Below are 24,221 nucleotides of genomic sequence, written 5' to 3' on the forward strand. Positions count from 1 at the left end.
CGCTATTTCGCCGCAGGGCCTGCCCGCGCTTCGCGCAGAGAGGTCAGCGCCTCGTCAAACCGATACTGCAGCAAGGCCTGCTCGATTCCCGCCGCCGCCGGCCCCAGCGCCGTTCGCAAGATGCCTGCCGACGCGCTGAACACCTCCACCGCGTCGGCATCGTCATCCTTCAACAATTGCTCCAACTGATCGAACAAAGGCTGCAAGGCCTGCCAATCAACCGGCTGGGACGGTTTGGCGTCCGGCTCCGAAGGCAAAGCCTGCTTCAGAGATTCAATCAACCTGTCCAGCTCTCGCTGCGTCTCCGCCAGCCCCGCCTCCAAGTCGGCCAGCTCAGACCCCGCGTTCAGCGTCTTCTCCAGCTTGGCCGCCATTTCCTGCAGTTCGTTGGCGCCTATCGTGCCCGCCACGCCTTTGAGCGTATGCGCGGCGCGCGTGGCCGCCACACGGTCATCGCGCCCCATCTCCCGCCTGACGTCATCCAGGGCGCCCGCCTGCCCCGAGACGAAGCGGCGCAGCAGATTTTCGTACGAGGCCCGCTTCCCCAGCACCCGGCGCAAGGCGTTGGCGACATCCAGGCCTGGAATGCTGCTCAGGGGGTCATTGTCCGCCAGCGCGCCCGCTTGATCCGGCCCGGCGGGCGGCGCGGCGGGGCCCTGCTTGGATCTGGACTTGGCCTTTCCCTTGCCTTCCGGCTTGCCTTGCCGGCGCGGATCCCACTGCCTCAAGGTGGCGAACAGCTGAACGGGATCGATAGGCTTGGCGATGTGATCGTTCATTCCGGCATCGACGCAGCGCTCGCGGTCGCCCGTCATCGCATTGGCGGTCATCGCCAGGATGGGCATGTCCTGGAACGCCTCCAGCTGACGCAAACGGCGCGTCGCCTCCAAACCGTCCATCACCGGCATCTGCATATCCATCAGCACCAAATCGAAGGGCTGCCGCTGCGCCAAACTCAGCGCTTCTTCACCATTATTGGCGATAAGCACCTGAATTTCCGCGGATTGCAACAGTTCGGTCGCCACTTGCTGGTTCAGCTCGTTGTCTTCGACCAGCAAAATCTTCATGCCCTTGAGCGGCTCCAGCCCTGGCAATGCGTCATCCGGCCGATTGTCCGGCGCTTCGCCCGCCAGCCTCTCGCTGCCGAACAGGCGTATCGTCGCGTCGAATAGCACCGACGAGCAAACCGGCTTGACCAAGGTCATTTCGATGCCCACGCTTTCCGCCTCGCGGAAAACCTCCTCGCGCCCATAACCGGTCACCATCACGCGGTGGGGGCGGACTTTCTCGTCGCGCAGCATCAGCCGCCTCGCCACCTCGATGCCGTCTATCCGCGGCATCCGCCAGTCGAAGAACACCACTTCGTATGACGCATCCTCCCGCTCGGCCTCCTCCACCATTTCCAGGGCTTTCAAGCCATCTCCGGCCTCATCGACCCGGAATGTCATGCTGCGCAACTGCTCGGCCAGGATGGTGCGGGCGGTCTTGCTGTCGTCCACCACCAGCACCCGGCGATTCCGCAAATCCACGCTGGGCAGCCGTTCAGGATGCTTCATGCCCTTGCCCAGCCGCGCGGTGAACCAGAAGGTGCTGCCTTTGCCGACCTCGCTCTCAACGCCGACCTCGCCCTGCATCAAGCCGGCCAGTTTCTTGGAAATGGCCAGCCCCAGGCCGGTGCCGCCGTACTTGCGCGAAGTGGAGGTATCGGCCTGCTGAAAAGACTGGAACAGCTTGGCCTTCTGCCCTGGCGTCATGCCTATGCCGGTATCGACCACTTCAAAATACAACAGCATGTCTTGGGCGTTATCCTCGCGGCAGCGCACCCGCACCGTCACTTCGCCCTTGTCGGTGAACTTCACCGCGTTGTTGGCGTAGTTGATCAGGATCTGCCCCAGGCGCAAGGGGTCGCCGATCAGGGACAGATTCAGATGCGGATCGACATCGAAGATCAACTCCAGCCCCTTGGCTTCGGTCTTCTCGCCCAGCAGCGTCGCCAGATTGTCCAGCACCCGCTCCAGATCGAACTCGATGTTTTCCAGATCCAGCTTGCCGGCCTCTATCTTGGAAAAATCCAGGATGTCGTTGATGATGCCCAGCAGATGCTTGCCGGAGCTGTGGATCTTCTGCACATAGTCGCGCTGCTTGGGGTCGAGGTCGGTGCTTTGCGCCAAGTGGGCCATGCCGATGATGGCATTCATCGGGGTGCGGATTTCGTGGCTCATATTCGCCAGGAAATCGCTTTTGGCGCGGGTCGCGCTTTCGGCGTCCTCCATCGCCTGCGTCAAGCGCGCCTCGGCCTGCTTGCGGCTGGAGATATCGCGGATGAACAAGGTGCCGGTGCGCGCGCCGGCCATGTCCACTACCGTCAAGCCGGCTTCCACCTGCGTCGAGGACCCATCCTGGCGGCGCAGCAACAGCTCCCAGAACTCTCCGTTCAGTCCGCTCAAACTGGCGGAGGCCAAATCCTGCGCCAGGATGCCTGGCAGCGGACCCTCGCCCTCCAGTTTAAGCAGCTCGCCGAGGCGGCCGGACAAGGCGACCGCGGCCTCGACGCCGAAGATGCTCAAAGCGGTGCGATTGATGTCCTTGATTTCGCCCCGGCCATCCATCACCACCACGCCGACCGGCGCGCCGGCGATGATGGACTGCGAGAGTTTTTCGCTTTGCCTGAGCGCGTCGGTGCGGCGGACGATTTCCTCCTCCAGCCCCGCCTGATATCGCGACAAAGCCTTATTGCTGGCCACCAGCTCGCTCAGCAGTTCTTCGCGGCTTTTCTCATCCAGGATGCTGCGGATCAGCTCCGGGTCGGACTCCCCCATGCCGGGCGCGTCTATCACCACGCAATTGCGGCCCTCGCGCCTCTCCAGCCGCCATTGCGGATCGGCCAGCCGGATGTCGACGCGGCGGGCATCCTCCACGCCGATGAACAAGGTGTCCCAATCCACTTCAAGCTCGATGGACTCATAGCCGAGCTCCTGCAAATGCCGCAGCAGGCTGAACAAGGTCACGGCATGCCGCTCCAGCGCGCCGCCGCCCAGCCAGGACAGCTCCATCAAACGCAAAATCTTGTGCCTGGCGCGATAGAGACTCGCCTCTCCCACCAAAGACAGGTTGACCTGTTCGCTCATGGATCCCATCTCGCAACAACGCAGGTGGCGTCGTCATGCCACTTGGCGTGATCATTCATCAGCAGATTGCTGACCCGGCTGGCCGGCAGTTTCAGCCAACTTTCCAATAGCTCGACAGGCAAGTGCTCCTGCACGCCATCGGTGGTCAACAGCAACAAGGCGCCGGCCCTCAAGCGCAGCTGGCGCTCCACAATCACAGGCACCGCCTGGCCTATCGTGCCCGGCTGCCCGGGCAGCAACACCAGCTCAGGCTGCAGCACGCGCAGCAAGGCATTGCCGATATTGGCGCATGTCAGCATGCCGTCCGCCGCCACCCGGACCAGGCAAACCGCCGCGCCGCGAGTACCCTCAAAGGACCGGTGCATTTCCCGCAGCAGCTCGCTGACCGGCTTCCGCTCCGCCTGTTCCAGCCAGCGCTCCATCTGCCGCGCCAGGCCGTGCGCCTCCGCGCCGTGCCCCAGCACATCCAGGATGGCCAGCAGCGCGCCATCGGCCTCGCTTCGCACCACCAGCCCGTCGCCGCTGACGGTCTCGCCGAAAAATGGCCGGCCGCCCACCGACACTTCGCTCAGCGCCGGCGGCCAGGCATGGTCTGTCATCACTTCCATTTTCGGACGCATACCCGAGTGCCCTTGCGTGGCTCGCTGTCTATCCAAAACTCGTCCATCAGCCGACGGGTGCCGGGCAAGCCCAGCCCCAGGGTCCCCTTGCTGCTGTAATGCTCTTCCAGCGCCTTGGCAAGATCGGGAATGCCCGGGCCTTTATCCCGAGCCTGCAACTCCATCCCTTGCCGCAGCCCCTGCTGCACCGTGTGCCAGCGCACTTCTCCCTCTCCGGCGTACTTGAGGATATTCATCGCCAGCTCCGAGGCGCCGGTGGCCAGCTGGGTGGCGCCGACCGCGGTGAAACCCAAGCTGGCGGCATAGGCTTGAACCTGGAACACCATCATCCGGACATCGGTTTCGCTACGTATGGCCAGCGATCCGCCCATGCCCATTCGCTGCGCGGCCGTCAATGGCACCAGCTCCAGCGGCCGCGCGCTCATAGCTTCAAAGCCAGCGCCTGCTCCAGCGAGATGGCCCCGCGGAAGGCGCCCAGGTCGGCGCCGACTTGGGACAGGCCCTGGATCACGCCTGGGCGCAAGCCCACCAGCACGGTGGCGGCCCCCATCAGCGAAATGGTTCGCTTCATGTCGATCAAGGCCTGGTAGGACTCCAGATCCATGAACCGCACTTCGGACAGGTCCAGCATCACCTTGCGCACCGCTCGGCCGCTGATGCGCTCTAGCAATCGGCTCTGCATCTGCCTCACCACCGAAGGCCGCAATTCGGCCTGCACGCAAGCCAGCATGGCATCGCCGATTTGCGACAGCGTGATCCTGGCTTCGGATGCTTCGTCTGACATGTCGGCGCTCCTAGCTCAGTTGGCGGATCGCCAGCCCGCAGATGCGAAACGCCGCCTCCAGCGCGTCCCGCAAGGTGGAGAAAGTGGAAATCTGTTCGGTATCGATGCCCAGGTGGACGATGGTCTGGGCAATGGCCGGCGACAAGCCGGACACCAGGCTCTCGCAGCCCATCAACTGAGTGGCCTTGGTGATCTTGACCAGATGGTTGGCCACCGCGGAATCCACCACCGCCACGCCGGAGATGTCCATGATGAACACCCGCGAGCGCGTCGAGGAGATCTTGTTCAGAATCCCCTCCATGATGCTCTGCGAACGCTGGGAATCGATGATGCCGACAATCGGCAGCAGCAGGATGTCTTGCCAGATCATGGTGACCGGCGTCGACATCTCCATCATCGCCCGGCCTTGCTCCATGACCCGCTCTTGCAGCAGGCGGCTGTAAGTCTCCACCACCAGCGCGGTGTCCAGGTGCAGCAGCTTGCTGGCCGATTGCGACAGCTGCGACACCGTGTCGCGATCGCCGCTTGTCAAATAGCCGCTGAACAGATGGAAAGCGTAATTGACGCCGGCAAAATAGGTGCTGAGCGGCAGGCCGATCCGGGCATGGGTTTCGCCCGCGCACACCCGCTCCGCCAGATAGGCTTCGTCTATCACGCCGCGGAAAAAGCTGCGCCAGTAGGCCTCTTGCGCGACTTGGGCGTTACGCAGGGTAGAGGGACGGGAGAATAAGGCTTCATATTCGGGCAGGCTGGGCAGCCATTCGTAGAAATGCAGCATGGCCTCGCCCAAATGCGGCAAGACCGCCTCTCCCATGGCCTGCACCCGTTGCAGATCGTCGTCCTGAATGGCGAACCGCTGCAGGCATTCCCTCGCGTCCGCAAGACTGCTCGGATCCATCCGTTCCCCCCCCGCTAGCCGCAATTGCATGTTATGGATTGCTGTATGCCTATTGCTATCTATAGGCCATATAGCCATAGAATTTCCATCACGCGGCAGCGCGCAAAACAAAGGCCCGGCGCATGCGCCAGGCCTTGCAGGGGACGAACCGGGACGCTTAGTCCGCCAGCGTCAGCACTACCGGCGTGTGATCGGAGGGGCGCTCCCACTTGCGCGGGGCCTTGTCGATCTCGCAGGACTGCGCGCGCGGCTTGAGCGCGTCGCTGACCAGGATATGGTCGATGCGCACGCCCTTGTTGCGGCGGAACATCATCTGGCGGTAATCCCACCAGCTGTACTGTTTTTCTTCCTGATTGAACAGGCGGAAACTGTCTGACAGGCCCAGGCCGATCAGGCGGCGGAAGGCGTCGCGCTCCGGCGTGCTGCACAGCACCTGTTCATGCCAGCCCTCCGGGTCGTACACATCGCGGTCTTCCGGCGCGATATTGTAGTCGCCCAGCAAAAGCAGGTTGGGATGCGCGGCCAGCTCGGCGGCGACATGGCCCTCCAGCTTGGACAGCCACTCCAGCTTATACGGGTATTTGGCCGAATCCACCGCCTCGCCGTTGACGAAATAAGCGCAGATGGCGCGCACGCCGGCGATGGTGGCGGTGATGACGCGGCGTTGCTCGTCGCCGTAGCCGGGAATGCCGGACACCACGTCCTCGATCTCCAGCGGCGCCTTGGCCAGGATGGCCACGCCGTTATAGGTTTTCTGCCCGAACCAGACCGCGCGGTAGCCTGCGGCCTCTATGTCCGCCAGCGGGAAAGCGTCCTGGTCCATCTTCAGTTCTTGCAGGCACAACACTTCGACGCCGGTCTCGGCCAGCCATTGCAAGACTTGCGGCAAGCGGACTTTCAGGGAATTGACGTTCCAGGTGGCAAAACGCATCGAAGGGGCTCCTGAGCAAAGAATACGATAAGCCCGACACCATACCAGCCGGCGGCCGGACTGTTGAGCGCTTTTTCACGCGCCGCCGCGCGTCGGCCAAAAAAAAGCGCCCCCGCGATTGGCGGAGGCGTCAATAGACACAATATCACTACCCCTGATACGCGTCTGGCTCGCTTGCTGCTCCGGAAAACCCTGAGCAAATGATTAGAGCGAAACGCTTACAGCGGAGTTCCGGAAAGTTTCACATTTTTTTACGCGGCGGTTTCCACCATGCCGGAGTGGCGCAGCAGCGCGTCGATTTGCGGATCGCGGCCGCGGAAGGCGCGGAACGACTCCAGCGCCGGACGGCTGCCGCCAACCGCCAGAATCTCGTTCCAGAAGCGCTTGCCGGTGTCCGGATTCGCGCCGCCCACTTCTTCGAAAGCGGCGTAGGCGTCGGCCGACAGCACCTCGGCCCACTTGTAGCTGTAATAGCCTGCCGCGTAGCCGCCGGCGAAGATGTGGCTGAAGCCATTGGGGAAGCGGTTGTAGGCCGGCGGGAAGTTCACCGCCACCTCGCGGCGCACCTCATCCAGCAAGGCTTGCCAGTCGCCGGATGCCGGATCGAGCTGGCTGTAAGCCAGCAGGTCGAACAGCGCGAACTCCAGCTGGCGCACCGTGCCCATGCCGCTCTGGAAGTTCTTGGCCGCCTCCATCTTGTCGTACAGCGCGCGCGGCAAAACCTCGCCGCTGTCCACATGGGCGGTCATGCCTTGCAGCACATCCCATTCCCAGGCGAAGTTTTCCAGGAACTGGCTGGGCAGCTCCACCGCATCCCATTCCACGCCGTTGATGCCGGACACGCCCAGTTCGTCGACGCGGGTCAGCATATGGTGCAGGCCATGGCCGAACTCGTGGAACAGCGTAATGACTTCGTCGTGGGTGAACAACGCCGGCTTGTCGCCGACCGCGCGGGTGAAATTGCAGGTGAGATAGGCCACCGGCGTTTGCACGGTTTCGCCCTTCTTGCGGCGGCCGCGCGCGTCGTCCATCCAGGCGCCGGAGCGCTTGCCGTCGCGGGCGTACAGGTCGAAGTAGAAACTGCCGAGCAGCTCGCCATCCTTCAGAATTTCATAGTAACGGACATCCGGATGCCACACCGGCGCGGCGCTGTCGCGCACTTCCACGCCGAACAGCTTGTTCACCACGCCGAACAGACCTTGCACCACCTTGGGCTCCTGGAAGTACTGTTTCACTTCCAGCTCGGAGAAGGCATAGCGCGCCACGCGCAGCTTTTCCGCCGCGTAGGCCAAGTCCCAGGCCTGCAGTTCGGCGATGCCCAGCTCTGCCTTGGCGAAGGCTTCCAGCTCCTGGCGATCCTTCGCCGCGAACGGTTTGGCCTTGGCGGCCAGATCGCGCAGGAAGGCGATGACCTGCTCCGGGCTTTCCGCCATCTTGGTGAACAGCGACAGCTCGGCGAAGTTGGCGAAGCCCAGCAATTGCGACTCTTCGCGCGCCAGTTGCAGCTTTTCGCGGATGATGGGGCTGTTGTCGCGCTCGGCCGGGCCGAACTCGGACGCGCGCTGCACATAGGCCTGGTACAGCTTCTCGCGCAGGGCGCGGTTGTCGGCGTATTGCAACACCGGGAAATAGAAAGGGAATTGCAGCGTGATCTTATAGCCGGCCTTGCCATCGCCTTCCGCCGCCGCGGCGAACAGCGCCAGCGAGTCCTCAGGCACGCCGGCCAGCTCGGCCTGGTCTTCGATGATCAGGCTGAAGGCGTCGGTGGCGTCCAGCACATTCTGCTCGAACTTGGCCGACAGCTCCGCCAGGCGCATCTGGATGGCGGCGAAACGCTCCTTGGCCGCGGCTTCCAGCTCGGCGCCGGACAGGCGGAAGTCGCGCAGATCGTTTTCGATGATCTTCTTGCGCGCCGCGCCGTAGGCGGCATGCTCGGCGCTGGCCGCCAGCGCTTTGAAGCGGGCGAACAAGGCCAGGTTCTGCCCCATTTCGGTCCAGAATTCTGACACCCGCGGGATATTGGAATTGTAAGCCTCGCGCAATTCCGGCGTATTCACCACCGCGTTCAGGTGCGTCACCACGCCCCAGGCGCGCGACAGCCGCTCGGTGGCGTCGGTCAAGGGGCTGACGAAATCGTCCCAGCTCGGCTCGCCGGTTTCCGCGGTCAGCCGAGCCACGGCGGCGCGCGCCTCTTCCAGCAGCGCATCCAGCGCCGGATTGATGTGTTCCGGGCGGATTTCGGCGAAACGGGGCAGACCGGATAAATCGAGAAGGGGATTCTGGCTCATGGCTTCAGCGTCCTGTTACATGGAACGGATATGATAAGGGAATTTGCATGCCGCCGCGCGCGGCCTGCACAATGCATTATTCCTGAGATAAGGACGAAACGATGAAAAGCAATATCCGCCCCTACGACGGCCATCACCCGGTCATCGCCGACGATTGTTACATCGACCCCGCCGCCGTGGTGATAGGCGAAGTCGAGCTCGCGGCCGGCGCCTCGGTGTGGCCTTGCGCGGTGATCCGCGGCGACGTGAACCATATCCGCATCGGCAAGAACAGCAATGTGCAGGATTTCGCCATGCTGCACGTCAGCCACAAGACCGAGGCCGACCCGCAAGGCGCGCCGCTGATCATAGGCGAGCACGTCACCATCGGCCACCACGTGACGCTGCATGGCTGCACCATAGGCGACGAGGTGCTGATCGGCATCGGCAGCATCGTGCTGGACCGCGTGGTGATCGAGGACAAGGTGTTGATCGGCGCCGGCAGCCTGGTGCCGCCGGGCAAGCGGCTGGAATCCGGCTTCCTGTATCTGGGCAATCCGGTCAAGCAAGCCCGGCCGCTGAGCGACAAAGAACTGGCGTATTTCAAATATTCGGCCGAGCACTACACCCGCGTCGCGGACAAGCACAAAGCCAATCTGGAAGGGTAAGCGATGATAGACAGCGACGATGAGCTGGAATATGTCGGTTTCTGGGCCAGGGTGGCCGCCTGCCTGGTGGATACCGTGCTGCTGGTCGTGGTATCCGCGCCGCTGCTGTGGCTGCTGACCGACGGCGGCGCCAGCAGCTTCGACAACTGGACCGAAATCGCCCTCGGCAACAGCAAAACCGACCATATCGCCGACTTCATGATCAACTATGTGTTGCCGGCGGTGGCGGTGATCCTGTTCTGGATCTACAAAAGCGCCACGCCGGGCAAGATGATGCTGGGCGCGATAGTGGTGGATGCCGACAGCGGCGGCCCGCTGACGCCGGGCCAGGCCGTGCTGCGCTACCTGGGCTATTACCTTTCCCTCATTCCCTTTGCCCTGGGACTAATCTGGGTGGGCCTGGACGCGCGCAAGCAGGGCTGGCACGACAAGCTGGCCCGCACCGTGGTGGTGCGGCGCAAGCCGGCGGCGGTGGCCTTCCGCCGCCGCTAAGCTCAAACCGCGGCCAGCGCGCGCGCTTGCGTCCGCCCTTGGCCGGTCGCCGCCGGACGCTCGCCCGCCGGCAGCCGGAACCACGCCAGCGCGCCCCCCAGACCGCTGGCCGAATTCGCCAATTGCAGCATCAGCGGTTCGGCCTCTTCCATCTGGCTTTCGATGTCCACCGCCAGGCTGGCCAGTTCGTGGCCGTGCTGGCGGATGCTGCCGCCGGCTCGGGCCTGCAGCTCTCGGGCCGCGCCGATGTCGTCCATCAAATCGCCCAAGCCGCCCAGCGCCTCGTCCACCAAGCCCAGGGCCTGGGCCAGAGACTGCTGTGAAGACAGGCTCTCGCCGCTGGCCGCGCCCGCCGCCAGCAAGGCTTCGCCCAGTGCGCCCTTAGCCCGCTCCATCTTTTGCAGGCTGCCGAAAATCGCGCCGGTCGCCTTGGCCGTGCTTTCCGCCAGCTTGCGCACCTCGTCCGCCACCACGGCGAAACCGCGGCCGGACTCGCCGGCCCGCGCCGCCTCGATGGCGGCGTTGAGCGCCAATAGATTGGTCTGCTCCGCCACGTCGCGGATCAGCGAGCTGCTCTGCGCGATGTCGCCCACCGCCTGGCTCAGCTCGCGCATCTCGCGCGTGGCCAGCTCTATTCTTTCCGCCAGCAAGCGCATGGCTTCGGCGTGGTATTCCCCCAAGGCCCTGGCCTGCCCCGTCGCCACGCCCGCGCCGCGCGAATGGTCCAGCGCCGCCTCGATGTGCAGCGCCATCTGCTCGGCATGATTGGCGATTTCGCCGGCGGCGTCGTTGCACAGCCGGCTCTTGCCGATTTGCTGCTGGCTGGCGTCGGCGCTTTGCCGCGTCAACAGCTGCAAGCGCTGGCTGTCGCGCAGATTGTCGCCGGCATGCAGCCGCACTTCGTCCAGCAAGCCGGCCAGCCTTTCCAGGAAACGGTTGATGCGCGAGGAGGCATGCGCCAGCTCATCGCCGCCGCCATCCGGCAGCCTCACCTCCAGATTGCCTTCGCTCAAGGCGTCCGCCGCCAGCGCCATCGCCGACAGGTGGCGCTTCAAGCGCCGCGCCAGCGTCAGCTGGATCAGCACCACCAGCACGCTGGCCAGCGCCATCGGCCCCAGGATCAAGGGCGCCAGCCAGGTCAAGGAGCGGGCCAGCTCGGCCTTCTCTTGCGCCAGCTCGCCTTCGCGTTTCGCCAGCTGCCTGTCTATCTCCAGGGTCAGCGGCACCAGTTCGTTCTGATAAGCCTGCTCCGGAATGGACAACGCGTCCTGCGGCGCCGTTTCGGCGATATGCAGGGCGCTTTCCAGATTGCGGGCGTAACTCAGCCAATGTTGGCTCATCGCCTGGCTGAATAGCTGGCGATCGCCGCCAGGCAGCACCGCCTCGATGTCGCGCTGCAAGGCCGCGGCGCGGCTTTGGGCCTCGGCCAATCGCTTGCCGGTATCCGGCAGCAGCGGGTCGGCGCGGGCAAACGACAAGGCCACCGCCTTGAGCTGCTGCAAATTGGCCGACAACTGCTGCGCGCTGCTGTAGCGATCGACATGATGGGTGAAGGAGTACAACTGCTGGCTGGTGACTGCCATCACCAGCGCCAGACTGGCCAAAGTAAACAGAATGGTCAGCCACAGGCGTTTGATCAGAGACATGATTTTAAGACGAGGTAGAACGATGCAGACGGCCCACTGTAGCGCCGAAACATGACAAAAAGATTGCATTGCGGTAATCCGCAATAGCAACATTTTCTAATATTAGGTTACAATCCGCCGCCCTTGCAGGTGCAAACTGCGCCCGGCGCCCTCGGCGCATTCCGCCAGTTTTCCCTCGGCGCGGGCCGTTTTCCGGCTCCGCCGCCATCAGGCATGGTTCTCCATCGAGTGCCGCATTCTAGAAGACCGGGCCCACCCGGCCTAGTGGGCAGACATCCGTCCGGATTTGGCGCGAGCGCGCTAAACGGCGGCGTCTGGCCCGTCATCGTTCAAATGACAGGAGATACGCCCTTGCAACATCAACATTCCCGCCACATCGGCCCCATCGCGCTGATGCTGACCGGACTGGGTTCCATCATCGGATCCGGCTGGCTGTTCGGCGCCGCCCACGCCGCGCAGATCGCCGGCCCGGCCGCCATCGTCGCCTGGATCGTCGGCATGGTGATCATTCTTTCCATCGCCCTGAGCTACGCCGAATTGGGCGCCATGTTCCCGGAATCCGGCGGCATGGTGCGCTACGCCCGCTACTCGCACGGCTCTTTGCTTGGTTTCATCGCCGCCTGGGCCAACTGGATCGCCATCGTGTCGGTGATTCCGATCGAGGCCGAAGCCTCGGTGCAGTACATGAGCACCTGGCCCTACGCCTGGGCGCATGATCTGTACCACAACGGCGAACTGAGCACTGTCGGCCTGTCGCTGTCCGCCGTGCTGGTGGTCGTTTACTTCCTGCTTAACTACTGGGGCGTCAAGCTGTTCGCCAAGGCCAACAGCGCCATCACCGTGTTCAAGGTGATCGTGCCCGCGGTGACGGTGGGCGCGCTGGTTTACAGCGGCTTCCATTCGGAAAACCTGAACAACGCGGCCCTCGGCGGCTTCGCGCCCTATGGCTGGGCCAGCGTGATGACGGCGGTGGCCACCAGCGGCATCGTATTCAGCTTCAACGGCTTCCAGAGCCCGATCAACCTGGCCGGCGAGGCCCGCAATCCGGGCAAGAGCGTGCCCTTCGGCGTGGTCGGCTCCATCCTGCTGGCGGCGGTGATCTATGTCGCGCTGCAAGTGGCCTTCCTCGGCGCGCTGTCGCCCAGCGATCTGGCCCACGGCTGGAAAGGCATCGATTTCAGCTCGCCCTTCGCCCAGCTGGCCATGGCTCTGGGCCTGAACTGGCTGATGATGACCCTGTACTTCGACGCCTTCGTCAGCCCCAGCGGCACCGGCGCCACTTACATGGCCACCACCTCGCGGATGATTTACGGCATGCAGCGCAACGGCACCATGCCGGAGATGTTCGGCCGCATCCACCCGCTATACCGCATTCCGCGTCCGGCCATGTGGTTCAACCTGGCGGTGTCCTTCGTGTTCCTGTTCTTCTTCCGCGGCTGGGGCACCCTGGCGGCTGTGATCTCGGTCGCCACGGTCATCTCCTACCTGACCGGCCCGATCAGCGTGGCCGCGCTGCGCCGCTGCGCGCCTGACCTGCCGCGCCCGCTGCGCCTGGCCGGCCTGTCGGTGATCGCGCCGTTCGCCTTCGTCTGCGCCTCGCTGGTGCTGTACTGGGCGCGCTGGCCGCTGACCGGCGAGATCATCTTCCTGATCGTCGCCGCGCTGCCGGTGTACTTCTGGTATCAGGCCAAGGCCGGCTGGCCGGACTTCAACCGCGAGCTCAAAGGCTCGCTGTGGATGGTGCTCTACCTACCCACCATGGCCTTGCTGTCCTGGATCGGCAGCACCGACTTCGGCGGCATCGGCATCCTGCCTTACGGCATCGACATGGCCGTGGTGGCCGCCGCTGCGCTGGGCTTCTACTTCTGGGGCGTGAACAGCGGCTGGTACACCCGCTACCTGCGCGACGAGCACGACCCGGCCATGGTGGAAGCGATGCAGCAGGACGGCGAGCCGTCCGGCAAACTGGCTGCCGAACGCGGCTAAGCGCCGCCAGCCTTCGCTCAAAAACAAAGCCGACCCGCGATGGGTCGGCTTTTTCTTTGCCTGCTGCCGGTGGATTACAGCGCGGCCAGGGCGGCGGCGTAGTCCGGCTCGTCGGCGATCTCGCCTACCAGCTGGCTATGCAGCACCTTGTCGTTGGCGTCCAGCACCACCACGGCGCGGGCGGTCAGGCCGGCCAGCGGGCCGGAAGCCAGCTTGACGCCGTAAGCCTCGGCGAAAGCCGGGTTACGGAAGGTGGACAGGGTGGCCACGTTTTCGATGCCTTCGGCGCCGCAGAAACGCTTCTGCGCGAACGGCAGGTCGGCGGACACGCACAGCACCACGGTATCGGCCAGGCCGGCGGCCTTTTCGTTGAACTTGCGCACCGAGGTGGCGCAAGTCGGGGTATCCACGCTCGGGAAGATATTGAGGATCTTGCGCTTGCCGGCGTAGTTGGCCAGCGTCACTTCGGCCAGGTCGCCGCCGGTCAGTTGCAGCGCCGGCGCTTGTTCGCCTTGGGCCGGCAGCTTGCCCGCCACTTCAACAGCATTGCCGCGCAGGGTTACGGTTGCCATGTCTTGAGTCCTCGTCGGGGTTGAGATGGCGATAGTGTGAGGCAAAGCCGCGAGATTTCAACCCCATGCCTGGCATGGTTGCCATCCGGACCAACCCCTTTCTTATCGTCGCCACACGCATCAAATTCCAAACAAGCCTAAAGGACAGTGTATTTAGTTTTATTTTGGAATAAGAATAAGCGCCGTGGCTACCGCTACCACGGAGCCACGAGCAAGCCATACGGGATGTCCGCTTACCGGCGGCATCGACTGTCATCCGATATACAAGGAGCCACGCAATGGCAAACCATTTGGATCGCGATCAGAAGTCCGGCCTGTTCCTCGTCCGCTACGACGTGTTCAAACCCGGCATCGTCGGCGGCTATCATCTGCAACTCAACCTGACCGTCTATCCGCCCAAGCGCCATGTCGGCGGCGAAGCCGTCATCACCCAGGCCACGGCTCAGCCGCTGGTTCTGCGCACCGCCGTGCATGGCCACTACGAGCAGAACGGCAGCAGCGTGACCAGCGACATCGATCTGTTCCTGACCGGCCGCAACCTGTTGCCCATCCCGCAGCAGCAGCAACAGCCGCACATCCTGCCGCTGGGCGAGGATTTCATCTTCGACGGCCTGCTCAAGGGCGGCTGGAGGGCGACACCGGGCTCCACCGCTCGCTACCTGTTCCTGCATAACGGCCGCTGGATCGAAGAAGTCGGCCAGGACATCCAACTGGAACACGAGCTGCAAAACGCCCATAAGGCGCTGAACCTGGCCTAAACCGGCCCCCCGCCTTCGAAACCGCCAGCGCTCCGGCCTGGCGGTTTTGCGCGTTTGACACACCCGGAGACCGCGCGGCATGACTACAGCAAGTTTCCGCCGCGCTCGCCAAGCAGCCGGATTATGATTCGACCAACGGCCCCCGCGGCCGCATTCCGGCCCCACCCATCCAGGAGCTGTCCCATGCCGCTCAATACGCCTGACTCCGTCTCCCCGCACCCCGAACTGAACCGCCGCGGCTTCCTGTTGGCGGCCGCCGGCTCGCTGGCCGCGCTGGCGCTGCCTGCGCTTTCACCGTCCGCCCTGGCTTCATCGGCCCATACCCTGCCGCCGCTGCCCTATGCCGACAACGCGCTGGAGCCGGTGATCTCCGCCCGCACCATAGGCTTCCATTACGGCAAGCATCACAAAGCCTATCTGGACAACCTGAGCAAACTGACCGCCGGCCGCGACTACGCCGACCTGTCGCTGGAGGATGTCATCACGCGCTCAGCCAAGCAGGCCGGCGACGCCGCCATCTTCAACAACGCCGCCCAACTGTGGAACCACACCTTCTACTGGAACAGCATGCGGCCGAAAGGCGGCGGCACCCCGCCGCAAAAACTGCGCGAAATGATAGAAGCGTCGTTCGGCAGCGTGGACGCCTGTAAGCAGCAACTGGCCGGCGCGGCGATTTCGCAATTCGGCAGCGGCTGGGCCTGGTTAGTGCAGGATGGCGACAAGCTGCGGGTGGTGAAAACCGGCAACGCCGACAATCCGATCACCGCCGGCCTGACGCCGCTGATCAATGTGGACGTGTGGGAGCACGCCTACTACCTGGACTACCAGAACCGCCGCGCCGACTACGTCAACGCGGTGCTGGACAAGCTGATCAACTGGGATTTCGCGCAACAGAACCTGAAAGTGTAAACAAGAGGCGACCATGCGGACGGGACCGGTAGACGCGCTGGTTTTCGATGTATTCGGAACCGTGGTGGACTGGCGCGAAGGCGTGGCCCGCGACGCGGCCGCCTTCCTCTCCCGCCGCGGCCTGCCGGCAGACGGCCATGCCTTCGCCGACGCCTGGCGCGCCCGCTATTCGCCGGCGATGGAGGCAGTGCGCAGCGGCAGCCGGCCATTTGCCCGGCTGGACCAATTGCACCTCGAAAACCTGCGGGCCATCCTGCCGGATTTCGACATTGATCCGGCCTCGGCGCCGGAGGACGAGCTGCAATGGCTGAACCGCGCCTGGCACCGGCTGGAGCCGTGGCCGGACAGCTTGGCAGGGTTAAGTCAACTGAAGCGGCGCTACATCATCGCGCCGCTGTCCAACGGCAATTTCAGCCTGTTGCTGAACCTGGCCAAATACGCGGGCCTGCCGTGGGACGCCATCATGGGCGCGGAACTGGCCCAGGCCTATAAACCGACCCCGCAGGCTTATCAGCGCACGGCGGCGCTGCTGGACCTGCCGCCGGAGCGCGTCTGCCTGGTGGCGGCGCACAACGGCGACCTGGCCGCCGCGCGCCGCAGCGGCTACAAAACCGCCTTCATCCACCGGCCACGCGAGCATGGCCCGGATCAGAAAAGCGATCTTGTCCCAGAGCAGGATTGGGATTGGGTGGCGGGGGATTTGGTGGGGCTGGCCGGCATGCTTGGGGCCTGAAATCAAAGTGGACAAACGAACTAGCTTGCCCACATAAAACACACATTGATCCCTACGCCCAACTATTCAAGAAACAGAATCTCCTGCTCCAACTTGTGCCCGGTTCTCTCCATCGCCTCAAGCAAGTTACGCAATTCATCAGGCAACGACTGTTTGAGCAAGCTCTGAATATGGCGTCTATCGAGGGCCTCCAGTGGCCAGTTACACTCCATCAGCTTGTCGTCATCGGCCTGCATACGCCATGGCTGCCATGAACGGCCTTGCTTCTCGACTAACAGCCCGACCTGCAAGGCAATAGCGACACCAGCCGGGTCCAAATCGCATGCGACATAGACTGGCGCATCGCACAAGCTGACTAAATGGGAAAACGCATTGCGCCAGCGGCTGTGCGGCTGCCCTGGCACCCAGACTACAACGGCATCAGACACACCGGAGGCAACCTGCTGGGTCAATGTTTGGAACACGCTGAAATTTTCTACAACCCGTACTTCTCGGACGAGACCCGCTACTCGCTTGATATCCAACACAGTCTCCGCAGGCAAAGCATTGCCTTGCCGCAGCAGGCTGGAACGGAGCAGCAAGCCTACTTCGTCATAGCAATCCAGATTGGCCGCCAGGAAAAAGTAAGGCGTATGCGGGGAGATGCCGCAGGCGTCCAGATTCAAGCCAGATTCGGCCAACCATTCTTTATCGGCTTTTGCCAATGCCTTCGTATGCTGGAAAACCACTTGCGAGAACTGGCGCTCGGTTCCGAAGCGCTCCTCGCCAAGCCAATCATCCAGCCCCTGCAGCAAACGCAACCGTCGTCGCGACGTATCTACTTGCATCGATGCCTTGCGACAGAGGGCTGCGATATCCTTCAACCAAGGATGGCGGGGCTGCCACTGCGACCACTGTTCTTGCAAAGCCTCTTTCTCGGGCTGATTGGACCAACCCAATGCGCGCCGTAACCCCTCCTTATCCCGCCAAACCACTTTGTAAGGAAGGTAGTGGTTCTGAGCAGCGCCCTTTCCGGCATAGCGAATCAACTCGCACCACCCTGCCTGCAGCAGGCGGCATAACAGGCTCTCGCAATGCAGCCACGCCTTCTCTGCCTTCTCTTGGCTGTTCTCGATCATCCATGCCCATTTGGAAGACGTGCCGGCCGGCTTGAGCCAAGCTCGTAAAGTCTGCCACTGCAGTTCCTCCAACCCCAATAATGGCATTTCGCCCGGAAGCAGGCGCGGCACCAACTGGTCCCGCCCCTTGCTTTCCTCGCGCACAAAAGCGCCCATGTCGAGATCAGATAACAGCATTAGAGCCCTTCCACCCGCCGCCGCGTCTGCAGGATGGGCGGCGCCCAGGTTTCGCCGGGACGCTTCTTGCGCGTGGCCAGCGTCAGTTCGGACGGGGCGAAGATGTTGATGTTGTGGGTGTTCGGCGTGGTGATCAAATACTGCGCCTCGGTGGCCTTGAGGAAGCCGGCGACGCGGTCGATGTTGAAGATGTCGAGGTGGGCGAACGGTTCGTCGATGAAGACGAAGCCGGACGGATTGGACTCGTCCATCATCAAGCCGATCAGCAGGATCAGCGACTTCATCACCTGCTGGCCGCCGGAGGCCTCGCCGTCGTTCATGCCCATCATGCCCTTCTGGTCGAAGTTGAATTTCAACACCAGCCCGGCCTGGGCCAACACCGCGTCGTCGTTCTCCAGCTTGGGCAGCTCCACTTCCACCTGGATGCCGGCCAGCTCGCCCAGCCGCTTCACATTCTGGCCGTAGGCGCGCACGGTGGCGCGCAGCTTGCCGATATAGGCGGCGCGCGCTTCGTCGGTCAGCTCGCGCGAGCGGTCCACCTCGCCCTGGCGGCGCTGCCGTTCCTTATCCAGCGACGTCAGGTCTTCCACCAGCTTGTCCTTCAGCGCCAGCACCGAATCGTCCTGCTCCCAGTCGCCGCTTTGCAGCTTCTCTTCCAGATAATTCAGCTGGTGCTTGGCGTCGGCGGCGGTATCGAACTCGTCCTCCAGCTGCGCCACATGCTCCGGCGCCAGCGCCGCGTCCGGCAAACGCTCCGCCCACTCCCGCAGCTCGGCAATCAGCCGCCGCAATTGGCGGCGCGCCTGCTCCACGTCCTGCAGCTTCTGATTGTATTTGCCCAGGCTTTCCATCTCGCGCTGGCAGACGCGGTCGTGCGCCAGGCGCGCGTCGCCATAACGCTGGTCGGCGGCATCCTTCTCGCCGCTGGCCTCGGCCAGGGCCGCGCCCTGGCGGGCGATCTCGGCTTCCAGTTCCGCCTTGCGCGATTCCAGCGCGGCGAATTCGTCGGCGCGGCTGTCCAGCTGGCGGATCGCGTCCATGCCGCCCAGATACTCGGCCAAGCCGGCCGCCTCGCGGGTGGCGGCCACCAGCCGCTCCTCATCGGCCAGGATGCGCACATTAAGTTGCTTCAGCTCATCGCGCACCGCCAGCAGGCGCGATTGCCGCGCCGCTTCGCCGAAGGCGTATTCATGCATGGGCACGCCGATGTGGCGCGCGCCGCGGCGCTCGCGGAAATAGCCGTCGCGGGTGATCCAGTCGCCGTCGGCATTCGCGCCCTCGCTCGCGTTCTCCACGCGAGTCACACTGTTCATCTGCCGGTACAGCCACTCCGGCGCGTCGGCGGAGAAGCGCACCACTTCCAGCAGGCTGCCCTTTTCGGCGCGCGGCGGCTTGCTGCGCTCCGGCACCACGAAATGGCGGTAGCGCAGCTTCTCGCCTATCTTCCAGGCCTCGCGGCGGTCCGACTCCTTGTCCAGCAACACCACGTGGCGATAGCCGCGCAGCAGCGCTTCCACTGCGGCCTGCCAATTGGAATCCATCACCTCGACGATGTCGGACAGCATGGCATGGCCTATGCCGGCCTCGTCCAGCGCCGCCTTGAACTGGCGCACGTCTTCCGGCGAACGGCCGCGGCCGATCTCCAGCGCCTCCAGATGCTGCTGGCTGTCCTGGCGCTGCTTTTTCAGCTCGCGCAGGCCGTCTTTCAATTGATCCGCTTCGGCGCGCAAGGCCGCCAGCTTGTCGGCCAGTTGCGCGGCATCGGCGCCGTATTCCTTGCCGGCCAGAGCCTGCAAGCGGTCGCGCTCCTTCAATTGGCCGGCCACGCCGGCATGCTCGCCCTTGGCCTTCATAAAGGCTTCCTGCACCGCCTGGCGCACCGTTTCCGCCGCGCCGCGCGCCTCGGCAGCGCTCACTTCCGCCGCCTTCAGCTTGGCCACCAGATCCAGCGTGTCGGCATGTTCGGCGCGCGCCTGGTTCAGCACATGGTAGCCGGCGCGGTAGTCGTTCCACTGCTTGCCGAAGGAGGCCTTGCCGTCCAGATAAGCCAGCACCGGCAGCGCCTCTTCGCGCAGCCGCTTGATGCCGGTTTGCAGCTGCTTCCATTCCAGGTAGCGGTTGGCGCGGTTCTTCATCGCTTCCACCCGCACCTGCAGCGCCTCTTCCTGGCGGCTCAGCGCCTCCAGCTCCAGCTCGGTGGCGCGCTGCTCGTCGCGCGCGCGCTGGTAGTTGTCCAGCACATCCTTGTCGCCGAAGACCTGGAACACCAGGTCCAAGAGCTGGCGAGGGCTGTATTCGGTCAGCTTGTCGGTGTCGCCCTGCTCCAGCGCCAGCACCTCGCCCACCGCGGCGGTCAGGCCGGCGGCCTCCAGGCGGCGGCGGTATTCCTGCACGCCCAGCCATTGCGCCTGGCCTTCGGCATGCTCCAGCGCGATATCGCCATCCAGGATGGCGTAGTGGCGCACCCAGTCGCCGCCCTGCTTCTTGATGCGGCACAACAGGGTGACGGACTCGGAGACGATGGGGAAGAACGGCGTCGGATACAGGCCGCCGCCGACGCGGCGCGGGTTGTCCACCACGCCGCGCAGATAGGCGAAGGCCTCCTTGTTGTTGCGCACATAGCGCTTGTAGTCGCGCTTGCCGGAGCATTTGATCGCCAGCAAGGTGCGCAGCGCGTCCAGCAAGGTGGTCTTGCCGGAGCCATTGGGGCCGATGATGGTGACGATCTGCGCGTCCAGCGGCACGGTCAGCCGCTGCCAGAAGTCCCAGTGCACCATTTCCACCGATTTCATCTGGAACATCAGCGCACCTCCCCATCCGCCGCGTCTTCCGCCGGCAGCTCAAACAGCGGACCGGCCGACTCAATGTCGTCCGCCGCATTTTCTTCTTCGATATCTTCCGGCGCGCGCTTGTCGGCCAGCGCCTCGCGGCCTTCGCGCCGCAGCAGCACATCGGCCAGTGCGCCTTCGATGATGCGCGGCGCCAGTTGGGCGTAATCTATCATCAGGTCCAGCATCGGCCCCTCGTCCAGCCAGCGGTTGCGGCGGACGATGAAGCCCAGGTTGACCAGCCGGCCCAGGTTGGCGTTGAAGCGGGTGCGGCCGCCCAGGGCCTTGCCGAAATCGGCGTACAGCGCGTCCTCGGAAATGCCGGTGGACACCGCCTCGCCGGTTTCCAGCGGCTTTTGCGCGCCGAACATATCGCTCTGGTTCTCCTTGCCGGCCTCGACGCGGGCGATCTGCCGCTCGCGCTTGGGCAGGATGATCAGCGCCCACAAGATCACCAGCAGCGCCACGCCGTCGCGCGGCAGGCCCAGGTTGTTGTTGAGCCAGGCGTCGCCCGAGCCGAACACCGGCTCGGTCATTTCCGGCAGCAGCGCCGCGGCGATGTGCTCGGCATAGGGGTTCTCCACCAGCCGCAGGCCGACCGCGGCCAGGCTCTTGTCCAACTCGGCGCGGAAGATGTCGTCCAGCAGCGCCTTGCGCGCCAGCGCGTCGCCACGGGGCACCACGCGGTGCGCCAGCAGGCGGGCGGTGAGGGTTTTGATTTCGTGTTCCATATTATTTCTTGGCTTGCGCCACGCTCTGGATCAGCATCAGCGCGGCGGAGGCCGCCAGCGCGGCATCGCGCGGGTCGGCCAGATCCTGGTTGAAGCGCGGCAGCAATTGCCGGTAATGCGCCAGCAAGGCTTGCACTTCGGTATTCACATCGCCGCCGAGGCGGGTTTCCATCCTGGCTACCGTCTCGGCCAGTTCTTGCCGGGTAATCGTCGGTTTCATTTCACACGCTCCCGCAGTGGGTGGTGAGGCAGGCATCCCCGCCAGGGGGAGGAGCTTTGGGCGGCTATCGATAGGCCACGCGCCGCAATACTTATGCGCATAAGCGTCGAGTCTCCCCTCTCCCCTCGCGGGAGAGGGGCCGGGGGTGAGGGGGTCGAATGCGAGCGTGGCAATCCCGCGCGCATCCATTCAGCGCTTTCCCATCGCCACCAACTTGGCGTCGGACAGCGTCGCCACCTCCGGGTGGTCCGGCACTATCACGCCATCGCCGCCCTGCAGGCTGAACGGCAGCTTGGCCAGCGCGGCGACGATGCTCTGGTCGTTGCTGGTTTCCGGATCGCCGATCAAGGACAACAGGGACAGGCGATAAGCGGTTTCGTTGTAGCTGTCGGCCAGCACCGCCTGGCTGATATGGGCGTCGGCCGCGCCGCTCATGCCCAGCGTGAGCAGCGCGTCGTACATGTCCTCGGCCTCCAGCAGCCGCTCCATCTCCGGCGCGTCGGCCATAGGCGCGGCTTCGCTGCCCGGCAACACATGCTCGCCGGCCTTGGCGCGCTCGCGGGCCAATAATTCGAATTCGGCCACATCGGCCAATTCCGGCGTGGACAGGAAGGCCGGCTCCAGGCAGATGGACAGCCCGTCCGCCAGCTTGCCGGCCAGCGTGGCCGAGCCCTGGCGGCGCAGCCAATCGGCGATGTCGGTGGAGGTGAGGCCGGAATTGCCCAGGTGCACGCGCTGCGCGGCCAGCTGCGCCAGACGGCGCTCAAAGGTGCCGGCCAGCGCCAGCATGCGGCTTTGCGCCAGCGCGATGGCCTGCGCCTGGTTCAGCACCAGCAGGCTCAAGCTTTCGTCCTGGGTCAGGCCTTTCACCACCTCGGTGGATTTCGCCACCCAGCGCCATACCGCTTCCAGCCTATGCTGGGCGGCGCGGATGCGGAATTCGGACTGCGACTCCAGCGCCTCTTCGAACTCCGCGTACAGCTCGTTCAGCCGCGCCAGCAAGTGCTTGAGCGCCTCGTCCGACACCTGCCCCACCGCCTGGCCGGCGGCGACCTGGCTGGTCAGATAACCCAGCTCCACGTCGTCGCCGACGAAATCTATCATCGTCGCCAAGGCCGCCAGCGCCACTCGCGCGCCCTCGGACAACTGGTAAACGCCGCCGTCGCTGTCGTAAACCAGCAAATCGCCTTCGCGCAAACGCCCCAGAATGGTGGCCAGTTTGGTATCGTTAAGATAAGAGAAGCGCTGGGCGATTTCCTGCGGCGTCCATTGCGGCGCTTCGGCGCGGCCGCCCAGCTCATGCAGCACCAGGAGGCGCATCAGCACTTCCTCGTCGCCGCCGCGGAACAGCGTGACGAAAACGGACAAATAGCCCCAGGCGCCTTGCAGCCGCGACACGGCCTGCAAAGAGCCGGGCTCAATGCCGGGCTGGAAGAAATCGGACAAGGAATCCAAACGCGCTCCACAATGGGAATCAAAGCGCAGATTGTCCCGGCCGGCCGGCGCTTCGTCAACGCGGCGGCGCGCTTTATGCAAACAGCAATATACAATAGAGAACACCGAGAAGGAGCCATCATGCATGTCCGCCACCATCCGCTGCTGTCGCCCAGCCTGGGCACCCAGCGCGCGCTTACCAGTTTCCACTTCGGCCAGAGCGGACAAGGCGAAAAAGTGCACATCCAGGCCAGCCTGCACGCCGACGAATTGCCCGGCATGCTGGTGGCCTGGCATTTGAAGCAGCGGCTGCGGCTGCTGGAAGACGAAGGCGCGATCCGCGGCGAAATCACCGTGCTGCCGGTGGCCAACCCGATAGGCCTGAACCAGAACCAGAACGGCCGCCTGCTGGGCCGCTTCGAGCTTTTGTCCGGCCAGAACTTCAATCGCCATTACCTGCCGATGGCCGAGCCGGTGTTCGCCGCCGTGCGCGGCCAGCTGGGCCCCGACGCCAGCGCCAACACCCGGCTGATCCGCGAGGCCATGCGCAATGTGCTGCTGCAGCACCGGCCGCAAACCGAGCTGCAATCGCTGCGCCACACCTTGCACTCCCTGGCCTTCGACGCCGACATCATGCTGGACCTGCACTGCGACAGCCGCGCCGATCTGCATCTCTACACCGGCACGCCGCTGTGGGATCAATGCGAGCCGCTGTCGCGCTACCTGGGCGCCTGCGCCAGCCTGCTGGCGGAAGATTCCGGCGATCAGCCCTTCGACGAAGCCTGCAGCCAGCCCTGGTGGCAGCTGCGCGATCTGGCGGCTCAGTCCGGCCTGTCCGTGCCCATAGAAATGGCCTGTCTGGCGGTGACGGTGGAGCTGCGCGGCGAATGGGACGTCAACCATGAATACGCCGCCCGCGACGCCGAGGGCATCATCCACTTCCTGCAGCACCGCGGCGTGATCGCCGGCGACGCGCCGGAGCTGCCGCCGCTGCGCCACCCCGCTACCCCGCTGGCCGGCTCGGAAGACCTGTTGGCGCCCCACGCCGGCGTGGTGGTGTACCGGGCCGAACCGGGCAGCCTGCTCAGTCCGGGCGATCTGGTGGCCGACGTGATCGACCCGGAACACGACGTGGTCAGCCAGGTGTGCACCCAGCGCGGCGGCGTGTTGTACGCCACCAGCGACCGGCCCTACGCCACCGCAGGGCTGGGCATCGCCCGCGTGGCCGGCGACACCGCTTTCAAGAGCGGCAAACTGCTGACGGCCTGACGGAATTTTCCCTCCGCGCGCGGATCAAACCGCCTTTGATCCGCCCGGATGG

Annotated in this window: 21 protein-coding genes; 7 read left to right on the forward strand and 14 right to left on the reverse strand. The window is 64.4% G+C overall.

Annotated elements, in window-relative coordinates:
- Nucleotides 1–2: 2 nt before the first annotated feature.
- The 7 genes from NKT35_RS03795 to NKT35_RS03825 form a co-directional block, all read right to left on the reverse strand.
- Nucleotides 3–3,128: a hybrid sensor histidine kinase/response regulator gene (locus tag NKT35_RS03795; protein ID WP_254299014.1), complete on the reverse strand. Its 3,126-nt coding sequence runs from the start codon at nucleotides 3,126–3,128 to the stop codon at nucleotides 3–5.
- Complete coding sequence (locus NKT35_RS03800) at nucleotides 3,125–3,736, reverse strand: SpoIIE family protein phosphatase (RefSeq protein ID WP_505190902.1); 612 nt, start codon at nucleotides 3,734–3,736, stop codon at nucleotides 3,125–3,127. The genes NKT35_RS03795 and NKT35_RS03800 overlap by 4 nt, the downstream gene beginning before the upstream one ends.
- On the reverse strand, nucleotides 3,727–4,173 hold the full coding sequence (locus NKT35_RS03805) for an anti-sigma regulatory factor (protein ID WP_254299018.1): 447 nt from the start codon (nucleotides 4,171–4,173) through the stop codon (nucleotides 3,727–3,729). Before NKT35_RS03805 ends, NKT35_RS03800 begins: the two co-directional genes overlap by 10 nt.
- Nucleotides 4,170–4,532 carry an STAS domain-containing protein gene (locus NKT35_RS03810; protein WP_254299019.1) on the reverse strand — a complete coding sequence of 121 codons (363 nt, stop codon included), beginning with the start codon at nucleotides 4,530–4,532 and terminating at the stop codon, nucleotides 4,170–4,172. The genes NKT35_RS03805 and NKT35_RS03810 overlap by 4 nt, the downstream gene beginning before the upstream one ends.
- Nucleotides 4,533–4,542: 10 nt before the next feature.
- Nucleotides 4,543–5,430, reverse strand: a complete 888-nt coding sequence (locus tag NKT35_RS03815) for a protoglobin domain-containing protein (protein ID WP_254299021.1) — start codon at nucleotides 5,428–5,430, stop codon at nucleotides 4,543–4,545.
- A 157-nt stretch (nucleotides 5,431–5,587) separates the two neighbouring features.
- On the reverse strand, nucleotides 5,588–6,361 hold the full coding sequence (gene xth / locus NKT35_RS03820) for an exodeoxyribonuclease III (RefSeq protein ID WP_254299023.1): 774 nt from the start codon (nucleotides 6,359–6,361) through the stop codon (nucleotides 5,588–5,590).
- 251 nt (nucleotides 6,362–6,612) lie between these two features.
- A complete protein-coding gene (locus NKT35_RS03825; RefSeq protein ID WP_254299025.1) occupies nucleotides 6,613–8,649 on the reverse strand; it encodes a M3 family metallopeptidase in 2,037 nt (678 codons plus the stop codon).
- 101 nt (nucleotides 8,650–8,750) lie between these two features.
- Between NKT35_RS03825 and NKT35_RS03830 the strand changes: the two genes are divergently transcribed.
- Nucleotides 8,751–9,296: a gamma carbonic anhydrase family protein gene (locus tag NKT35_RS03830; protein WP_254299027.1), complete on the forward strand. Its 546-nt coding sequence runs from the start codon at nucleotides 8,751–8,753 to the stop codon at nucleotides 9,294–9,296.
- A 3-nt stretch (nucleotides 9,297–9,299) separates the two neighbouring features.
- Nucleotides 9,300–9,788, forward strand: coding sequence for an RDD family protein (locus NKT35_RS03835; protein WP_254299029.1), 489 nt, complete (start codon nucleotides 9,300–9,302; stop codon nucleotides 9,786–9,788).
- A 2-nt stretch (nucleotides 9,789–9,790) separates the two neighbouring features.
- On the opposite strand, the gene NKT35_RS03840 is transcribed toward NKT35_RS03835, so the two are convergent.
- A complete protein-coding gene (locus NKT35_RS03840; protein WP_254299031.1) occupies nucleotides 9,791–11,434 on the reverse strand; it encodes a methyl-accepting chemotaxis protein in 1,644 nt (547 codons plus the stop codon).
- 351 nt (nucleotides 11,435–11,785) lie between these two features.
- Here NKT35_RS03840 and NKT35_RS03845 point away from each other — a divergent pair, with 351 nt between their 5' ends.
- Nucleotides 11,786–13,420 carry an APC family permease gene (locus NKT35_RS03845; protein ID WP_254299033.1) on the forward strand — a complete coding sequence of 545 codons (1,635 nt, stop codon included), beginning with the start codon at nucleotides 11,786–11,788 and terminating at the stop codon, nucleotides 13,418–13,420.
- 74 nt (nucleotides 13,421–13,494) lie between these two features.
- Here NKT35_RS03845 and tpx read toward each other — a convergent pair whose 3' ends face one another.
- Nucleotides 13,495–13,992: a thiol peroxidase gene (tpx, locus tag NKT35_RS03850; RefSeq protein ID WP_254299034.1), complete on the reverse strand. Its 498-nt coding sequence runs from the start codon at nucleotides 13,990–13,992 to the stop codon at nucleotides 13,495–13,497.
- Nucleotides 13,993–14,270: 278 nt separating this feature from the next.
- Here tpx and NKT35_RS03855 point away from each other — a divergent pair, with 278 nt between their 5' ends.
- From NKT35_RS03855 to NKT35_RS03865, 3 genes are all read left to right on the forward strand, one after another.
- Nucleotides 14,271–14,750 carry a DUF1842 domain-containing protein gene (locus NKT35_RS03855; RefSeq protein WP_254299036.1) on the forward strand — a complete coding sequence of 160 codons (480 nt, stop codon included), beginning with the start codon at nucleotides 14,271–14,273 and terminating at the stop codon, nucleotides 14,748–14,750.
- Nucleotides 14,751–14,933: 183 nt separating this feature from the next.
- Nucleotides 14,934–15,659 carry a superoxide dismutase gene (locus NKT35_RS03860; RefSeq protein WP_254299038.1) on the forward strand — a complete coding sequence of 242 codons (726 nt, stop codon included), beginning with the start codon at nucleotides 14,934–14,936 and terminating at the stop codon, nucleotides 15,657–15,659.
- Nucleotides 15,660–15,672: 13 nt separating this feature from the next.
- Complete coding sequence (locus tag NKT35_RS03865) at nucleotides 15,673–16,392, forward strand: haloacid dehalogenase type II (RefSeq protein WP_254299040.1); 720 nt, start codon at nucleotides 15,673–15,675, stop codon at nucleotides 16,390–16,392.
- A 62-nt stretch (nucleotides 16,393–16,454) separates the two neighbouring features.
- Here NKT35_RS03865 and NKT35_RS03870 read toward each other — a convergent pair whose 3' ends face one another.
- The 5 genes from NKT35_RS03870 to NKT35_RS03890 form a co-directional block, all read right to left on the reverse strand.
- On the reverse strand, nucleotides 16,455–17,687 hold the full coding sequence (locus NKT35_RS03870) for a DUF2399 domain-containing protein (protein WP_254299042.1): 1,233 nt from the start codon (nucleotides 17,685–17,687) through the stop codon (nucleotides 16,455–16,457).
- Entirely contained in the window at nucleotides 17,687–20,488 is a 2,802-nt protein-coding gene (locus tag NKT35_RS03875) for an AAA family ATPase (protein WP_254299045.1), read from the reverse strand. Before NKT35_RS03875 ends, NKT35_RS03870 begins: the two co-directional genes overlap by 1 nt.
- Complete coding sequence (locus NKT35_RS03880; RefSeq protein ID WP_254299047.1) at nucleotides 20,488–21,246, reverse strand: hypothetical protein; 759 nt, start codon at nucleotides 21,244–21,246, stop codon at nucleotides 20,488–20,490. Before NKT35_RS03880 ends, NKT35_RS03875 begins: the two co-directional genes overlap by 1 nt.
- Nucleotide 21,247: 1 nt before the next feature.
- Entirely contained in the window at nucleotides 21,248–21,466 is a 219-nt protein-coding gene (locus NKT35_RS03885) for a hypothetical protein (RefSeq protein ID WP_254299049.1), read from the reverse strand.
- Between the two features lie 189 nt (nucleotides 21,467–21,655).
- Nucleotides 21,656–22,921, reverse strand: a complete 1,266-nt coding sequence (locus tag NKT35_RS03890) for a hypothetical protein (protein WP_254299051.1) — start codon at nucleotides 22,919–22,921, stop codon at nucleotides 21,656–21,658.
- Nucleotides 22,922–23,041: 120 nt separating this feature from the next.
- Here NKT35_RS03890 and NKT35_RS03895 point away from each other — a divergent pair, with 120 nt between their 5' ends.
- Nucleotides 23,042–24,169, forward strand: coding sequence for a succinylglutamate desuccinylase/aspartoacylase family protein (locus NKT35_RS03895; protein ID WP_254299053.1), 1,128 nt, complete (start codon nucleotides 23,042–23,044; stop codon nucleotides 24,167–24,169).
- The last annotated feature ends 52 nt before the right edge of the window (nucleotides 24,170–24,221 follow it).

The sequence above is a fragment of the Chromobacterium sp. IIBBL 290-4 genome, from assembly GCF_024207115.1.
Taxonomy (GTDB): Bacteria; Pseudomonadota; Gammaproteobacteria; order Burkholderiales; family Chromobacteriaceae; genus Chromobacterium.

Excerpts from the sequence above, each read along its gene's own strand:
- NKT35_RS03795 (WP_254299014.1), bottom strand. The coding sequence starts at position 3,128 with ATGAGCGAACAGGTCAACCTGTCTTTGGTGGGAGAGGCGAGTCTCTAT.
- NKT35_RS03800 (WP_505190902.1), bottom strand. The coding sequence starts at position 3,736 with ATGGAAGTGATGACAGACCATGCCTGGCCGCCGGCGCTGAGCGAAGTG.
- NKT35_RS03805 (WP_254299018.1), bottom strand. The coding sequence starts at position 4,173 with ATGAGCGCGCGGCCGCTGGAGCTGGTGCCATTGACGGCCGCGCAGCGA.
- NKT35_RS03810 (WP_254299019.1), bottom strand. The coding sequence starts at position 4,532 with ATGTCAGACGAAGCATCCGAAGCCAGGATCACGCTGTCGCAAATCGGC.
- NKT35_RS03815 (WP_254299021.1), bottom strand. The coding sequence starts at position 5,430 with ATGGATCCGAGCAGTCTTGCGGACGCGAGGGAATGCCTGCAGCGGTTC.
- xth (WP_254299023.1), bottom strand. The coding sequence starts at position 6,361 with ATGCGTTTTGCCACCTGGAACGTCAATTCCCTGAAAGTCCGCTTGCCG.
- NKT35_RS03825 (WP_254299025.1), bottom strand. The coding sequence starts at position 8,649 with ATGAGCCAGAATCCCCTTCTCGATTTATCCGGTCTGCCCCGTTTCGCC.
- NKT35_RS03830 (WP_254299027.1), top strand. The coding sequence starts at position 8,751 with ATGAAAAGCAATATCCGCCCCTACGACGGCCATCACCCGGTCATCGCC.
- NKT35_RS03835 (WP_254299029.1), top strand. The coding sequence starts at position 9,300 with ATGATAGACAGCGACGATGAGCTGGAATATGTCGGTTTCTGGGCCAGG.
- NKT35_RS03840 (WP_254299031.1), bottom strand. The coding sequence starts at position 11,434 with ATGTCTCTGATCAAACGCCTGTGGCTGACCATTCTGTTTACTTTGGCC.
- tpx (WP_254299034.1), bottom strand. The coding sequence starts at position 13,992 with ATGGCAACCGTAACCCTGCGCGGCAATGCTGTTGAAGTGGCGGGCAAG.
- NKT35_RS03855 (WP_254299036.1), top strand. The coding sequence starts at position 14,271 with ATGGCAAACCATTTGGATCGCGATCAGAAGTCCGGCCTGTTCCTCGTC.
- NKT35_RS03860 (WP_254299038.1), top strand. The coding sequence starts at position 14,934 with ATGCCGCTCAATACGCCTGACTCCGTCTCCCCGCACCCCGAACTGAAC.
- NKT35_RS03865 (WP_254299040.1), top strand. The coding sequence starts at position 15,673 with ATGCGGACGGGACCGGTAGACGCGCTGGTTTTCGATGTATTCGGAACC.
- NKT35_RS03870 (WP_254299042.1), bottom strand. The coding sequence starts at position 17,687 with ATGCTGTTATCTGATCTCGACATGGGCGCTTTTGTGCGCGAGGAAAGC.
- NKT35_RS03875 (WP_254299045.1), bottom strand. The coding sequence starts at position 20,488 with ATGTTCCAGATGAAATCGGTGGAAATGGTGCACTGGGACTTCTGGCAG.
- NKT35_RS03880 (WP_254299047.1), bottom strand. The coding sequence starts at position 21,246 with ATGGAACACGAAATCAAAACCCTCACCGCCCGCCTGCTGGCGCACCGC.
- NKT35_RS03885 (WP_254299049.1), bottom strand. The coding sequence starts at position 21,466 with ATGAAACCGACGATTACCCGGCAAGAACTGGCCGAGACGGTAGCCAGG.
- NKT35_RS03895 (WP_254299053.1), top strand. The coding sequence starts at position 23,042 with ATGCATGTCCGCCACCATCCGCTGCTGTCGCCCAGCCTGGGCACCCAG.